This is a genomic window from Bacillus sp. B15-48, assembly GCF_016879755.1.
Lineage (GTDB): Bacteria > Bacillota > Bacilli > Bacillales > Cytobacillaceae > Mesobacillus_B.
Genome location: NZ_WOFU01000001.1, coordinates 1139982 through 1155796 on the forward strand (window position 1 = coordinate 1139982; position 15815 = coordinate 1155796).

General features: G+C 36.6%; 12 protein-coding genes and 1 pseudogene. 2 read left to right on the plus strand and 11 right to left on the minus strand.

Annotated elements, in window-relative coordinates:
• Positions 1 to 93: 93 nt before the first annotated feature.
• Positions 94 to 1593 carry an aldehyde dehydrogenase family protein gene (locus GNT69_RS05200; protein ID WP_203553863.1) on the plus strand — a complete coding sequence of 500 codons (1500 nt, stop codon included), beginning with the start codon at positions 94 to 96 and terminating at the stop codon, positions 1591 to 1593.
• Between the two features lie 76 nt (positions 1594 to 1669).
• Here GNT69_RS05200 and GNT69_RS05205 read toward each other — a convergent pair whose 3' ends face one another.
• From GNT69_RS05205 to GNT69_RS05225, 5 genes and pseudogenes are all read right to left on the minus strand, one after another.
• On the minus strand, positions 1670 to 2869 hold the full coding sequence (locus GNT69_RS05205) for a chromate efflux transporter (RefSeq protein ID WP_203553864.1): 1200 nt from the start codon (positions 2867 to 2869) through the stop codon (positions 1670 to 1672).
• Positions 2870 to 3009: 140 nt separating this feature from the next.
• Positions 3010 to 3954 (minus strand): GGDEF domain-containing protein, encoded by a 945-nt coding sequence (locus GNT69_RS05210; RefSeq protein WP_203553865.1) that lies wholly within the window; start codon positions 3952 to 3954, stop codon positions 3010 to 3012.
• A gap of 37 nt (positions 3955 to 3991) precedes the next feature.
• Positions 3992 to 4876 carry an EAL domain-containing protein gene (locus GNT69_RS05215; protein ID WP_203553866.1) on the minus strand — a complete coding sequence of 295 codons (885 nt, stop codon included), beginning with the start codon at positions 4874 to 4876 and terminating at the stop codon, positions 3992 to 3994.
• A 287-nt stretch (positions 4877 to 5163) separates the two neighbouring features.
• A complete protein-coding gene (locus GNT69_RS05220; RefSeq protein WP_203553867.1) occupies positions 5164 to 6360 on the minus strand; it encodes a M20 family metallopeptidase in 1197 nt (398 codons plus the stop codon).
• A 68-nt stretch (positions 6361 to 6428) separates the two neighbouring features.
• Positions 6429 to 7870 (minus strand): annotated as a pseudogene (locus GNT69_RS05225) (MFS transporter).
• Between the two features lie 305 nt (positions 7871 to 8175).
• Here GNT69_RS05225 and rluF point away from each other — a divergent pair.
• Complete coding sequence (gene rluF / locus GNT69_RS05230; protein ID WP_203553868.1) at positions 8176 to 8883, plus strand: 23S rRNA pseudouridine(2604) synthase RluF; 708 nt, start codon at positions 8176 to 8178, stop codon at positions 8881 to 8883.
• A gap of 103 nt (positions 8884 to 8986) precedes the next feature.
• On the opposite strand, the gene GNT69_RS05235 is transcribed toward rluF, so the two are convergent.
• The 6 genes from GNT69_RS05235 to GNT69_RS05255 form a co-directional block, all read right to left on the minus strand.
• Entirely contained in the window at positions 8987 to 10360 is a 1374-nt protein-coding gene (locus GNT69_RS05235; RefSeq protein ID WP_203553869.1) for a sensor histidine kinase, read from the minus strand.
• Positions 10360 to 11028 (minus strand): response regulator transcription factor, encoded by a 669-nt coding sequence (locus GNT69_RS05240; RefSeq protein WP_203553870.1) that lies wholly within the window; start codon positions 11026 to 11028, stop codon positions 10360 to 10362. Before GNT69_RS05240 ends, GNT69_RS05235 begins: the two co-directional genes overlap by 1 nt.
• On the minus strand, positions 11029 to 13143 hold the full coding sequence (locus GNT69_RS05245; protein ID WP_203553871.1) for an MMPL family transporter: 2115 nt from the start codon (positions 13141 to 13143) through the stop codon (positions 11029 to 11031).
• Between the two features lie 115 nt (positions 13144 to 13258).
• Positions 13259 to 13390, minus strand: coding sequence for a hypothetical protein (locus GNT69_RS25840; protein WP_275411166.1), 132 nt, complete (start codon positions 13388 to 13390; stop codon positions 13259 to 13261).
• Between the two features lie 281 nt (positions 13391 to 13671).
• The gene (locus GNT69_RS05250; protein ID WP_203553872.1) at positions 13672 to 14541 is read right to left on the minus strand and encodes an alpha/beta hydrolase; all 870 of its coding nucleotides are present in this window, start codon (positions 14539 to 14541) and stop codon (positions 13672 to 13674) included.
• 331 nt (positions 14542 to 14872) lie between these two features.
• Positions 14873 to 15751: a radical SAM protein gene (locus GNT69_RS05255; protein WP_203553873.1), complete on the minus strand. Its 879-nt coding sequence runs from the start codon at positions 15749 to 15751 to the stop codon at positions 14873 to 14875.
• Positions 15752 to 15815: the final 64 nt, after the last annotated feature.

A 15815-nucleotide genomic window follows, 5' to 3' on the forward strand; every position in this document is an offset into this window, starting at 1 on the left:
TAGGGAAAAGCTCCCCTATTAAACTGAAAGCGTTTGCAATTATTCATTAATTGCATTTAGTTAAACATTATTACTTTAAAGGAGATGAATGAAATGGAAAAAGTACTAGATTCTGTGCAAGAAAGAGTGAAAAGGTTTTTATCCGAGCCAAAAAAAATGTTTATCAATGGCGAGTTTGTTGCCTCTGCGTCAGGGAAAACATTTGAATCTATCAACCCTGCAAATGGTCAAGTAATTGCAACAGTATACGAAGCTGGGCAAACAGATGTAGATAAAGCTGTTGCAGCTGCAAAGGCAGCCTTCAAGGGGCCATGGTCAAAGTATTCTCCTGCTGAACGTACGAGGTTAATTAATAAACTTGCGGATTTAATTGAAGAGCATGTAGATGAATTAACTTACCTCGAGACAATTGACTTTGGCAGTATTGAAAGTCTTTCACGTCATGGCTGGGTATTAGGTGCTGCGGATCATTTCCGTTATTACGCAGGTTGGGCAACGAAATTAAATGGAGAAACAATGACATTAACTTCCGGTGGGAATAAACATGCGTACACCGTTAAACAGCCAATTGGCGTTTGTGGCCAAATTACTTCATGGAATTTCCCAATCTTAGGAGCAGCTTGGAAATTGGCTCCAGCTTTAGCAGCTGGAAATACATCCGTCTTAAAACCATCTCAATTTACGTCTTTAACGTCGATATACTTAGCACAATTAATTAAAGAAGCAGGCTTCCCTGATGGAGTTGTTAATATCGTTACTGGCCCCGGAAGTACGACAGGTGAAGCAATAACAAGCCATCCTGATGTTGACAAAGTTGCCTTCACTGGTTCAACTTCTGTCGGAAAAGGAATTATGCGTAAAGCAGCCGATAACTTGAAGAAAGTTACTTTAGAATTGGGAGGCAAATCGCCACATATCATTTTTGCCGATGCAGATATTGAAAAAGCAGCTCAAAATGCGTTTCTAGGTTTTACAATGAACCAAGGTCAGGTTTGCGCTGCTGGTTCCCGCGTTTATGTGGAAAGAGCGGTCTATCAAGAAGTAACCGATCGTTTAGTGGAAATGGCAAAAAACTTAAAAGTCGGGGATCCTTTTGACCCATCATCGGAAATGGGGCCGCTTGTTTCAAAAGAACAGTATGACCGCGTCACGAACTATATTGAGATTGCGAAACAAGAAGGCGGACAAGTTTTAGTTGGCGGCAAAGCTCCAGCTGAGAGCAGCCTTGCCGATGGGTATTATTTAGAACCAACAATCATTGCCGGTTTAAATGAAAACTGCCGAGCAGTTAAAGAAGAAATCTTTGGTCCGGTCCTAGTTATCCTTCCATTTGATGATGTCGATGAAGTCATCGAGCGTGGAAACTTAACAGAGTATGGTCTTGCTTCTGGTGTTCATACTAGAGATATCAATAAAGCTCATAAAGTAATCAATGCCCTTAATGCTGGTACTGTTTGGGTAAACGCTTATTATAATAGTAACTCAGCTGTTCCGCTTGCAGGCTTTAAGCAAAGTGGAATTGGCGCTGAACACGGCTACCCTGGTATTGAAATCTATACGAAGACAAAAGCTGTCGTCATTGATTTAGGTTAATATTTGTGAATGAGAAAAACAAGTAGAGAAGCGAATTTCTCTACTTGTTTTTTCTCTTATATTTTTTAAATTATAATCAAAAGAATGTCATAAGTGTCCCACCTATGGCCCCTGTTACGACAATAATCCATGGTGGCAACTTCCAATAAACGAGCATACTAAACAAAATAGCCGCAAAAGCAAAGTCAATAGGGGCTAGGATCGAACTAGTCCAAATAGGCTGATAAAAAGCTGAGATTAAGATCCCAACGACCGCTGCATTTACGCCCATTAAAGCACCCTTGACCTTCGGGTTGCGGCGAAGACTATCCCAGAAAGGAAGTGTACCTAAAATCAATAAAAATGCAGGTAAGAAAATAGCAATTGTTGCGAGTATCCCTCCTGTCCACCCATTCATTACAGCACCTAGATAGGCTGCAAATGTAAATAATGGTCCCGGGACAGCTTGGGCAGCTCCATATCCGGCAAGAAACGCCTCTTCGCTCAACCAGCCAGTCGGTACAAATTCACGCTCCAGTAATGGTAAGACGACATGTCCCCCTCCAAACACAAGGGAACCAGATCGATAGAAACTGTCAAACAAAGCAATCCAATTAGATGCCGTAAACTCCCTTAAGATTGGAAGAAGGATGAGTAACCCAAAAAATAAGACTAAACAGATTGTTGCAAACCTGCGGGTAACTGGAAAGTGAACGCTCCCATCAGACTCATCTTGTTGCTTTCTATATAGCAAGAAGCCAACAAGTGCAGCTAAAAGGATCATTCCTACCTGTGTATAGGATGTTTGCCACAACAAAGTGACCACTAATGCAAGCAAAGCAATGGCCTTCCTACTTAAATCAGGAGTTAGATTTTTAGCCATACCTAATATCGCATGCGCAACAACAGCCACAGCGACAATTTTTAAGCCATGAATCCAACCTGCATTACTTACATCAAAACCTTGAACAATCAATGCAAAGATTATTAGTGCCAATACAGAGGGGAATGTAAACCCTAGAAATGAGACAATTCCTCCTAATACTCCAGCGCGCATCACACCGATCCCAATCCCTACCTGACTACTAGCAGGACCGGGGAGGAATTGACATAACGCTACTAAATCTGCATAACTTTTTTCGTCCATCCACTTTCTTCGCCGAATGTATTCATTATGAAAATAACCTAAATGAGCAATAGGGCCACCAAATGAGGTAAAGCCTAATCTAGTCGATACGATAAAAATTTCAAGTAATAATCTAAATGAACTTCTTTCTTCTTTAGTTGACTTATCCACTAAATTTTCTCCTCTCCTTATCCCCTATTGATCTCCTTAAATAGTCATATGCGATTTTCCTTCCCTCTATTAGGACAGCATTTGCCTTTTTAGTTTTCCGATAACCTATAATGGATATTAACATAATGTGAGCACTTAACTTAAATAATATTATCTAAGCAACAACTACCTTTAATCATTTTACAATTTCTTTTAACTTTTGCTGTATATTCTGAAAGTTGTTCCATGCTTTCGAATGTAACGTACTTATTCGTGACAATAGCAATAGATAATGATACAAGTGGTATTTTCTCAGTAACTCCCTGTCGATTTTCTGCGATAACATACTGTTGTGAAAGGTGATTCGAATGATAAAAGCGCCTAATATTTTCATCAAAATCTTTAATGATTCCTTCACATATCGCTTTATAATCATAATGATTTTGAACGGCGATAAAATCGTCCCCCCCAATATGCCCTAAAAATAACCCATTTTTCTCACATGTTGTTTTTAATAAGTTTGCCGTCGATTTAAGAAGGTCATCCCCTTTTTTAAATCCATATGTATCGTTATAGGTTTTAAAATGATCTATATCAAAATAGAGAATACTGAACTTTTCTTGATTAATCACTTCTTTTAACTTATTTTCAATCACATGGTTTCCTGGCAATCTTGTTAAAGGATTTAAAAAGCTTGCAAATTCCACTTGGACCTCAACTAATTTCATAAGCAATCTTTGAATGCTAACAATGCCAATATATTTTTTCTCCCTCGTAACGATGACATAATCGTACCGATCTTCTTCCTTCCTTTGCATAGCTAAATTACTTACATCCGTAATCGATTGAAAATAATCTACAATAAGAGGTTTTTTATTTGTGATTAATTTGATGGACCTACCCATATAGAGATTATAACCATATAAATTACCCATTTTTTCATAAAAGTCTGTTCTAGTTATTAGGGAGACTGGTTCTTCTTTCTTTACGATAACCACTCCATGTATGCTAGGATTCTCACTAAATATCGTATGTACTGTTTTACTAATCGCATCTAGGGAAATACATGGTACCTGTTCCGCAATTTCACCTATATACGCTGCCATCCTTTCACCTTCTACCTACGCGATTTTCTTTTCTTGTTTATGAAGTAAACTTTAATAAAAATGGTATGTTTCCTTGAATGATTTCCTCTTTTGGTTTCCCTAAAGCATATCCTTGGCCATAAGTTATTCCTTGTTCGCGTAAAAAGGTTAAATCCTCTAGTCTTTCTATTCCTTCTGCGATAACTTCTGTCTTTGCTTGGTTTGCATAATCGATAAGTAATTGAACCAATTGCTGTTGTTCCTTATTTTGATCAATATTTTGAATTAACGACTTATCTAGTTTAATAAATTCAGGCTTTAAATAAATGAGCGTTTTCAAACTATTGTAACCGGAACCTACATCATCGATTGCAATTCGGAATCCTTGTGAACGATAATTTGAAAGAACCTTCTCAAATAGTGAAAAATCAGTCACCGCAGTTCTCTCCGTCAATTCAAAAACAACCTGTTCAGGCTCAATCCCAAGCTCGGATAAAAGCTGAAGTGTTTCCCCACTCTGATATTTTGAATCGAGTAAAACAAAGGGGTGAATATTAATAAAAAGTAAAGGAGGGGACGGATGTACACAGCCTTTATTTCTACTAATAAAACGGTTAAGAGATAGATTCCTACAAAAGCATTCAAATAAAAATACTTGGTTCGATTGGCCAACAAATTCATAAAATTTTTCAGTATCTGAAAATAAATGAGGATCAGTGGGCCGATTCAATGCCTCATATCCAATCGTTTCCCCTGATTTTAGCTTTACTATTGGCTGGAAAAATGTATTTAAAGCATGGGTTTTCATTATTTTTCGCAATTCCTTCAACCTTCGGTAATATAAAACCTCTTTCTTTCTTCTCTCGTTTAAATTCTTTAAATAGGATATGAAAATATTTGATTCATTTGCTGAATTTAGCTGAAAAGAGATCTGTCTGTTCATTAGCTGGCTCTCCTACTTTGGATAGATATTATATTTATTTTAATCATCTAATGTGTATGTAATGTAAATGCCACAAAAAGATTTCGTTAATTCTGTACCCAATAAAAAAAACTCGCCGATTGGCGAGCCTTAAAGGCGAAGACAGAGGCGTAGTCACGCGGAGCCTGATTGATTTTTCTAAGGGCTAAAGCCCAAAGAAAAACCTTATTGCACTTTCCTGGTGTATTAGACAAAAAAGGCATTGGTAAACTTTTTACCAATGCCTTTTTAATTCAGAGCAAATCCTCTTAAGTTTCATTGCCATCACAGTAAGAAGCTACAACGGCAGCCATCGCTTTCGCACTAATGATAAGGCTGTTTTCATTGATATCAAATTTAGGATGATGATGTGAGTATGCTTCACCTGACTCAGGAGCAGCACCGACATAGAAGAAACATCCTGGTACTTTTTCAAGGTAGTAAGCAAAATCCTCTGAAGGCGGCTGTGGTGGTGTTTCCAAAACAGCCTCTACCTCTGGAATGGATGCTTGTTCTAGAGCTTGACGTACCTGTTCTGTTACTTCAGGATCATTATATAGAACAGGATAGTCATTGTTATATTCAAAAATTGATTTTACTCCATATGATGTTTCTAATCCTTCTGCAAAGGCACGAACTTGAGCTTCGACGGTATCTCGCGTCTCAGGAGACATGGTGCGAACATCTCCTTCAATCGTAACCGCATCTTTGATTACATTAAATGTCCCTTTTCCATCAAAGTTCCCAATCGTAATCGAAGCTGTATCAAATGGGTTGATCCGGCGACTAACGATGGTTTGTACATTCATGACGAATGAACTTGCTGCCACAATCGCATCGTTTGCTAAATGAGGTGAAGAACCATGACCGCCTTTCCCTTGAACAACTAATTTAAAATAGGATCTTCCTGTTTGTGTGTTTCCGCTTCGGTAATAAATATGGCCTGTTTTCATGGTAGACATGACATGAATCCCAATGATGGCATCTACGCCATCAAGTACGCCTGCTTTAATCATTCCGATTGCTCCGCCTGGAGGTGTTTCTTCTGCTGGTTGATGAATGACTTTAATCGTACCTGTTAATTGATCTTTAAACTCCGCTAATGTCTCAGCTAATACCAACATATAGGCTGTGTGACCGTCATGACCACAAGCATGCATAACACCTTCATTTTTTGATGCAAAAGGCAGCCCTGTTTCTTCCTTGATTGGTAGGGCATCAAAATCGGCACGAATCGCTATCGTTTTTCCTGGTCTCGACCCTTTAATGGTAATAACGACACCACGCTCACCACCGAAGTTTGTCTCTACTGAATCAACAGGAACTTCTTTATAAAAATCACGAATATATTTTGCCGTTTCTTCTTCATGGAAAGAAAGCTCTGGATGTTCATGAAGATAACGGCGAATCTCAATAATTCGATCCTTTTTTTCATCTAATTTTTCCATTAGTTCGTCTAATAACATTTGATTATCCCCTAACGATTGAATAATTTAAAACATGTTTAGCCATTTTTTTTATTCCTTCTAATCCTTTAATGAATTGGTTCTGGTTCCTTAGGTGTCGGGTTTTCTTTTTGTTTTGGAGATTCTTCGGGTGCCGTTTTCCCTGCATCTCTAGGAACCATAAACACAATGGAGAGAATAGATAGCACACCGAATATTACGTTTACGATAATCCCTGCCGTAGCTGCGGTTTCAAGACTAACAACCTCTCCAATTGAAGTAAAAACAGTTGCTGAAATCGCAACACCGAACGCACCACCAAGGGAACTGGCCATTTTGTAAATCCCGGCAGCTTCGCCAACTTTGTGTGAAGGTGCATTGGATACAGATGTATCTGTTGACGGAGTCGCATAAATTCCAAGTCCAAGTCCGAATAAAGAAAAACCAATAAAAACGGCCACTGTATAAGCTAAGTCAGGCAAAAATGTTAAGCCCATTATGCCTACACCTACTGTTGTGATGGTAGCTCCCCAAACCATCGGTGTTTTTGCGCCTATTTTCTGTAAAATTTTCTCTCCGACACGAATCATTGCTAACACTGCTACTAAATAACCTAACGACAACATACCTGCTTGAAATTCACTAAAGCCTCTACCTACTTGCACATAAGTATTTGCGACAACAAGAGTACCAGCAACCGCGTTTAATAAGAAATTAGAAATCGTTGCACCAGAATATGGTTTATTTTTAAATAAAGAAAAATCAATTAGGACGACCTCTTTACTTTTCTCTACTCTGATGAAAACAATGGCTCCAATGATCGTAACGACTGCAAGACCGATTGTAATCACGCTTGTCCATCCTAAATCTTCACCAAACGTAATAAATACGTTTAGAGCAAGCATTGTAATGATAAAAATGACTAACCCAGTGTAGTCGAATTTAAAAGTACCTGTTGATTTAACTTTACTTTCTGGAGTATCTTTAATTAGCCACATACTGAGTAGAGAGAATATAATCGCAAAGATGAATATCCATTTCCATCCCATATACGTTGCGATTGCACCACCTGCGAAAGAGGCAACCCCTGACCCCCCCAAGATCCAATCGACCAGTAACTAAGAGCCCGTTGACGTTCTGCACCTTCAAAATAAGCCTTCATTAACGCAATTGTTGCAGGCATAATACATGCTGCTGAAAGTCCTTGAATGACCCGACCGATGATTAGTAAAACAGGGCCTTGTGATAGTACAATGCAGAGGGAACCGATAATACTTAAGATTAGCCCGATATAGGTCATTTTTTTTCGACCAATTTTATCTGCTAACCCACCAGCAGCAACGATAAACATCCCTGAGAATAAAGCAGTTAAACTGATTGCAATATTTATTGTCTGGAGTGGAATTCCTAAATTTCCTTGAACAGCCGGAACAATATTGACCATTGACTGAGCAAAAAGCCAAAACGTGATAACCCCGAATACAATCCCAATAATCAATTTATTTGTGCCTTTATAACTTGTTGTTTCCATAATTGAACCTCCATTTTCAGGTTAAGTAGCTTTGTCGTTTTTTATATGTACCTGTTTATCATTTGCAGATAAATTATTAAATAACCACAAAATCCTTAATAAAAAAAAAGACAGGTTACCCTGTCTAAAACATTAGTAAATCATCTTAACTTTTCAAGCCATGCCTTATTAATAACCATTTCCACCCTCTGTTTTACCACTATTTATGATACAGTTTATTTAAATGAGATTTTTGATTCGCTCTTTAAAATAAGGTATATTTGATACGCGAATAAATAATTATCATACTTAAGGTCGTGATTAACATGCGCATTAATAAATATATTAGTGAAGCTGGAAAAGCATCGAGGCGAGGTGCGGATAAATTAATTACTGAAGGAAGAGTCACAATCAATGGAAAACGTGCAAAAATAGGTGACCAAGTCGAGCCAGGCGATGATGTCCTAGTAAATGGGGCACCGGTTCGGGTCGCTCGAAATAATGTCTATATTGCTTTAAATAAACCTGTAGGGATTACAAGTACGACAGAAAAGAATGTTAAGGGGAATATTGTTGATTTAGTGAATCATCCATTAAGAGTTTTTAATATAGGACGGCTAGATAAAGATTCAGAAGGCTTAATCCTCCTAACAAACGATGGGGATATCGTTAATGAGATTTTACGTTCTGAAAATAGGCATGAAAAGGAATATATCGTTTCAGTAGACAAACCGATCACTCCTGAATTTGTAAAGAATATGTCTGAAGGTGTAAAAATATTAGGTACAAAAACACTTCCTTGTGAAGTAAAGCCGTTATCGAAATTTGATTTCCAAATTATTTTAACACAGGGGTTAAATCGACAAATTCGACGCATGTGCGAAGCGTTAGGCTACAATGTTTATAGACTGCAAAGAATTCGGATTATGAATATCCATTTAGGAAACCTCCCTCCTGGACAATGGAGAGATTTATCAAAAAAAGAACGCACACAATTATTTAAAGAACTAAACTATGAACCAAAGGAATGGTAAAGTTCATACGAAAAAGCACCTTTCAATAATGGAGAGGTGCTTCTTTTATTGCGTTATAGTATCTGGTTGTTGTACGTAAATATGTTCATTGTGCGTGTAAACACTAACTTTTTGGAAAAATAATCGTAAAGGTTGTTCCTTCATTTACATTACTTTCAAATTGAATAGAAGCATGATGATAAGACAGTACTTCTTGAACAATCGCTAATCCTAATCCCATTCCTTCTCTATTTCGGGCCTTATCTACGCGATAAAATCGTTCAAATATTTTATCCAATGCTTGTTCCTCGATTCCAATCCCTGTATCTTTAATCTTCACGATCACTTCGGATTTCTCTTCAAAACATTCGATACTTATTTCTCCATACTCTTTATTGTATTTAATCGCGTTGCCAATTAGATTTTCCCATACATTCATCAATAACGAGCGGTCAGCATAAACAGTTACAGGCTGCAAATCAATCTTAATTTCAAGTCCTTTCTCTTCGATACGCCAAAGCATAGAATAGACAACTTGATGAAGCTGTTCATCGATCCTTACTAATTGCTTATTAATTGGATATGTTCCTTGATCAATGGAGGTAAGGATTAGCAATTGTTTTGTTAAATTTGATAGACGTTTTGCTTCGGTTTGAATAATATTGTTATATTTTTTTCCTTCACTTGATGAGAGCTCCCGATCTAGTAACTCTGAATACCCTTTAATATTTAATAGTGGTGATTGAAAATCATGGGAGACATTATTAATAAATTTTTTTCTCGCTTTATCTGTATTCGCTAACCTCTGTTGCATCATCCGGAAACTATCAGCGAGCTGTCCGATTTCATCTTTCCGATTAATCATTAAAGGATAGTCATAATTATGATTGGCAATTTCTTGCGTTGCACTCGTCAATTCTGATAGTGATTGCGTTAACTTTCGCGACATTAATAAGATTCCGATGATGCTGCTAACAAAGACTGCAAATATAAATCCGAAAATAACTAAATGAAACTCTGTAAAGAAGCTTGTATTATTTGAACGTAAAAATAACGCCCATTCCTCCCCTTCAAGTTCTAGTTTCGTCCCAACCGTATTTTCGATATCATTCGCAAAATGACTCATCATTAAATAAGACTTCTTAAAGGATTTGACACCGTGATAAACTTTTTCCCCTTCAAATAATGCATGCATTTGCTCATTTAACTCATTCGTTTTGAAAGGCTCCCCAAACGTAATCATTTGTCCGTCTTCTTTAACTAATACGATTTGATAACCTAAATCGCTCATTGTTCGCATAAAGTCTGAAGACGCTTGTAGAGTTATTTCGTGCTCTTCCATTTGTTCCGCTAATTGTTCAGCAATCGCTAAATAACGATTGTTCATTTGTTCTTTAACAAAAGCAATGTAAAATAAATTAGAACAAATAAAACCAATGAAAATACTTATACAAATAATAATAAATGTATATAAAATAAAACGTTGTAATAATTTCATTATTTTACCTCAAGTTGGTAGCCAAAACCCCGTATTGTCACGATTTCAATGTTCGCTTCAGCTCTTTTTAATCGTTCACGTATACGGTTAATATGGGTATTTAATGTGAATTCTGGTTGTTCTAAAGTGTCCCCCCAAATTTCATCGATTAAATCCCAGCGGCTTACATGGCGATTTGCCCGTTGCAAAAGATAAGCAAGAATTTCTAATTCCCGCATTGGCCAAATGTATTGCTTATTCGCGATCAATAATTCCCAAGTATTCGTATTCATTTTAACGTTTCCAACGATACTTTGGGCTTGTATAGATTTTCGATAGCGTCGTAAAATCGCATTTACACGGAAAAGTAACTCCTTCGTTTCAAATGGCTTGACGATATAATCATCAATGCCTTGCTCAAAGCCTTTTTGCTTATCTTCAATTTGTCCTTTTGCCGTCAACATAATAACAGGCATTTCATACTGTTTAATGACAATGTTCGCCAATTGAAAACCATCCATCCCAGGCATCATGACATCAATGATGATTAAATCAAATGGCTGTTTTTGCAAAAAAGCAAGCGCTGCCTCGGCATTGCTTGCTTTTTTCACATGATATCCAGCCTGCTCTAAATGGATGGAAACTAATTGCAAAATCGCCTCATCATCATCTACGACCAATAGATGCAATTATCTTTCCCCCTTTATCGACCTAGTTTTTCCTTTTTCAAAGAATAAAATCAGTGAAGGTAATAACATTCCTCGAACTAAAAATGTATCAATGATAATTCCGATGGCAACGATAAATCCAAAAACAAATAAATCTGCAATCGGCATGGTCATTAATGCTGCAAACGTTGCTGCAAGGATAATCCCTGCTGACGAGATTACCCCACCTGTATTACGGATAGCGACCTCTAAAGCATCTTTAACTTTTAAATATTTACGCTCTTCTAAGAAACGACTCACAAGGATAATATTATAGTCAATTCCTAATGCAACTAAGAAAATAAAGGCATAAACTGGGGCCCGAGTTGAAATCGCATCATAACCAAATAACACATCTACTAAGAAAATCCCTAATCCTAGAGCCGATACATAGGAGAGTAAAATCGTTGCCATCATATAGACTGGCATTTTAATTGAACGTGTAAGAACAAATAACAACACAAGAATGAGTAATGTTTCGAGAATCACAATTTTAATAATATCTCGATTATTGACTTGTTGTTCATCGACTAATTTTGCCGTTGTACCAGCGAAAGATAACTCAACTTCTTTACCATTTGCTAAGCGGTAGGTTGCATAATCGGCACGGAAATCTTCTAAAAATTTAATTGCCTCTATACTATATGGATTATCCATTAATGATACAGTTATTTTCCCGTATTCGCCATCCTCTGTTAATCCTGATGGCCTGGCAGAACCAATTTGTTCATTATCTGAAAAATATGTTGCAATTTCTTGTAATTGTTCTTGAGTTACCTCTTCACCAGTAACAAGTACCGTTGTTTGAGCTAAATCTCCTTTATTAAACTTCTCCTCGACAATTTCAAATCCTACACGGGATGGTAAATCCTCAGGAAAACCTTTTACCATGTTAAATTCATAATTTAAATTGAATACATTTGCTGCAGTTACTAATAAAAACACTAATACCGTACCACCAACTAAAGCTGGTTTTCGGACAACAAATTTTGCAATCGGTCCCCAAACACCATGTTTAACTTCTTTTGTTTCACCATATTTAGGTACTTTCGGCCAGAATGCTTTCCGGCCAAATAACGCAAATAACGCTGGGATTAGGGTTACAGAAGCAATCATAATGATAACCATTGCAACACCAAATACTGGTGCAAAGTTTTGGTAATCCCGGAAATCTGCAAAATATAAAATAATCATCGCAGCAAATACCGTACCACCTGCAAATAATACCGGTGTTGCTGTGGCACGCATCGCTACTTTCATTGCTTCGTATTTATCCTCGTAATAATTTAACTCTTCACGATAACGAGAGAAGACAAATAATGAATAATCAATAACGGCTGCAAACAATAAAATACCCATAATTGAAGTTGTTTGATTATTAATTTCAAGTCCACCCGCACCAAGTATAGCCACTGATTGATTGACTACTTGATAGACCACTACTGTTGCGAATAATGGGATAATTGCTAATAATGGGGAACGATAAATTCCAATTAATAAAACTAAAATAATCGCGACTGTCGCAAATAATAGCTTTAAGTCTGCAGATTCAAATAACTTTACCGTATCGCCGGCAATCCCTGCTGGGCCAGTAATATAAAAGTCTGTATTTAATTGTGATGCAATTTTTGTCCCTACCTCATTTGTTTCATCATTAATCTCCGCATAGTCTGCATTGCCTAAACCAGCTTTAAGATTCATCGGAACAATCATCGTCGTTTTATCTGCTGATGAAAACGCAGGTAAGGCTTGAGGAGGTAATACGGTTATATCTAGAATCGTTTCTATTCCTTCAATATTAGCCTCTTTAATTCCAGCAATGATCGTAATTACGTCTTCGATGACCAATTCTCCATCCGGATTATGGAAAACATAAATCCCAGGTGTACCTTGATCAACTGGGAAATATTCATCTAATTTATTTTGAGTAATAATGGATTGAGCATCGTCAGGTAAGGACTGAAAATTTGTTACTTTATAATCTCCTAATCTTGGTCCAGCACTTATTCCGATCAGTAAAACAAGCCAAAGTACAACTGTAATCCAAGCACCTTTTTTTGTAGCTACTTTATCTGTTAATAATTTTAATAAATTCATCTTTTCCTCCTTTTCACACCCCTTATGAGTATAAAGTTCAAATATAAACTTTATATAAATTCAATGGAATGCATTAATTTTTTTGTAAGAAGGAAAAAGGTCTCAAAGTTTTCACTCACGGTATCACAATGTTGGGTGCCTGTGTTCTTTTTAAATCCTGAATGGCTACAAAAGTAAATATTCCAGCACCTATTAAAAAAGCAATCCCAGATATAACGGTTAAGGTTTTCAAAAATTCTTCAGACATTTTATCACCCTTTCAAACATTTCTTCATGAGATTATTATATTCAATGAATAATATTTAGTTATGGGATAAAGTTCAACTAATCGGGCTTTTACTTGTCAAGGCTCTTCAACTTAAATAAAAGTCGAATTTCCTTATTTACTCTTGGAAAATGGACTTTTTATTTTTTATTGGGATATGATGGTGATTCCATATTAGCTTAGTAATCTAAACAAAAAGCAAAAACACCTATACAAAAAATCAGTGATAGGTGTTCTTATTTTATGTAGGAGAGCCTATGCTCCTATGCTAAATGTGTTTTTAAAAAATCAATGACCTGCATTAATGCACCTTGAACGTTTGGATGATAAAAGTCTTTTTCAAACACATGCTCTCCATTTGGAATCGTAATTAGCTTCGCCTCAATACCCTCTTCTTTTAAAGCTTCACACATGAAAGTAGATTGTTCATAAGGAACATCAACATCACTTGTACCATGCAACAATAATGTTGGAGGATATTGTTCGGATATATTATATATTGGACTTACACTTCTTAATTTCTCCTCGTCGGTTGATGGATTCATACCTGTTACTTCTTGAATCCATTCCCCTGTTTGTCTAGCATACAGATAAAGAAGAAAGCGTTCATGAACCGTTGCCTCAGTAATAATTTTATTCGTAATTAGACTATTAGCAATTTGCTTTGATACACGAGCTTTTTCACAATAATATTTATTTGGCGTTGTTGCCCAGCTAGCGCTAATATCCCCATATCCATAAAAAGAAACAATAGCCCGTGGCCTTTTTTCAAAGGTTCCAGTATTTAAAGCAAGATAACCACCTGCAGAACTACCAATAACAGCTATTCTTTCAGCATCTATCCCAAACTGCTTTGGTCCTTCTAATTCAATCCACTGTAATGCATCTTTAATATCTTCAAGAATATCTACTACTTTTGTTTCAGGAGCTAGGCGATAGTCGATGGAGAATAATGCAAAACCATTATCCGTATAAAGCTTTATCATATTCTCGTCAATTTCTCCCCGTGTTCCCCAAAGTAGTCCACCCCCATGAATATAGACAATAACAGGGGCATTTTTTCTATTTGTCTGATAGAAATCTGCTTTAATTTCAAAGTGATTATTGCTTTTATAAGTAATTGTTGTTTTCATTTTTTCCTACACGTCCATTCATATAATACCAAATTTAGCCTAGCTTATTTTTTATGAACTAGCCAATAAAAAGGCGATAACAAACATAAATCAAGCCACTTTAAGTGAGTTAGTTATATTGATCAGCAAGAAGATATTAGAGAAATAATTGGCTTTATCGAAATTAAGTAATGAAGGGGCTATTACTTACAGAATACGACTTTACTATAAAATTGGTTCAAACTCCGCTTTGCTATTACTTATGATAAGGTTCCCCGCATAGTATCTAAATGAGGTAGGTAATGTATTGGAATAACTCTATCTGACCAACAAAACCATAGCATTTGCTTCTCTATTTCCCAAATCTTTTGCGATAACCACATTTTCTACATAGTTCCTCGACTGCCACTCTTCGTGAAAAACCGTCTACAAGGCTTTTTGCTCGATCCATCTCGATAATATCGGAAAATGAATGTTCATTAATATTTCCAAGATTAATCACTCCCTCACCATCTAGACAACAAGGAATAACCGTTCCGTTTGCTAAAATACCCGCTTGATTTCGCAGGCCATAGCAGAAGCCTTTTCCATCATCCTCTTCTTCATGTAACGCAGGCCACTGAAACTCGTAATCTTGATTGATGAAGATGCGCTCCGCAATTTTCGCGCCGCTCCCTGGTACGACCTTCTCTTCAATTTTGTAGTTTAAATCAAATTCTTTCTCAATCATTTCTAGTAATTCCCTGTTTCGTTTTCTTTCAATATTCGTCGTATTATCTTGTGTAAGATTCCACAATCTCAGGGAAACGATCATTTCTGATTGGCTTGTTGCTTCTTTAATAAAAGAAAGGATACTTTTCACATACCCTTCTTTATCTTTAGAACCGATATGGCCATCGAAACTATGGAGTGAGAAATTCATTTGTCTTAGCGCAGGCTTATTTAATAATTTTTCCCTCTTTTTATTAATTAATGTTCCATTGGTTGTGATATTAACTTTAAACCCTTTTTCATGACTTAAGTTTAACAATTCGTCTATTTTAGGATGAAGCAGTGGTTCCCCTTTTACATGTAGATAAATGTAGTCTGTGTGCGGTTTAATTTGATCTAATCTCTTAGAAAAGTCCTCCACAGAAATGAATTGCTTCTGTCGTTCTGTCGGTGGACAAAAGCTGCACGCAAGATTACATACACTTGTAATCTCTAAGTAAAACTTCTTAAATTTTTTCACTATCAATTCCTCACTTCTAAAATATCTTCAAACTACGAAGTTTAAGTAACAAATGGGACTAAAA

Excerpts from the sequence above, each read along its gene's own strand:
- GNT69_RS25840 (WP_275411166.1), bottom strand. The coding sequence starts at position 13,390 with ATGTCTGAAGAATTTTTGAAAACCTTAACCGTTATATCTGGGATTGCT.
- GNT69_RS05210 (WP_203553865.1), bottom strand. The coding sequence starts at position 3,954 with ATGGCAGCGTATATAGGTGAAATTGCGGAACAGGTACCATGTATTTCC.
- GNT69_RS05250 (WP_203553872.1), bottom strand. The coding sequence starts at position 14,541 with ATGAAAACAACAATTACTTATAAAAGCAATAATCACTTTGAAATTAAA.
- GNT69_RS05200 (WP_203553863.1), top strand. The coding sequence starts at position 94 with ATGGAAAAAGTACTAGATTCTGTGCAAGAAAGAGTGAAAAGGTTTTTA.
- GNT69_RS05220 (WP_203553867.1), bottom strand. The coding sequence starts at position 6,360 with ATGTTATTAGACGAACTAATGGAAAAATTAGATGAAAAAAAGGATCGA.
- GNT69_RS05215 (WP_203553866.1), bottom strand. The coding sequence starts at position 4,876 with ATGAACAGACAGATCTCTTTTCAGCTAAATTCAGCAAATGAATCAAAT.
- GNT69_RS05245 (WP_203553871.1), bottom strand. The coding sequence starts at position 13,143 with ATGAATTTATTAAAATTATTAACAGATAAAGTAGCTACAAAAAAAGGT.
- rluF (WP_203553868.1), top strand. The coding sequence starts at position 8,176 with ATGCGCATTAATAAATATATTAGTGAAGCTGGAAAAGCATCGAGGCGA.
- GNT69_RS05235 (WP_203553869.1), bottom strand. The coding sequence starts at position 10,360 with ATGAAATTATTACAACGTTTTATTTTATATACATTTATTATTATTTGT.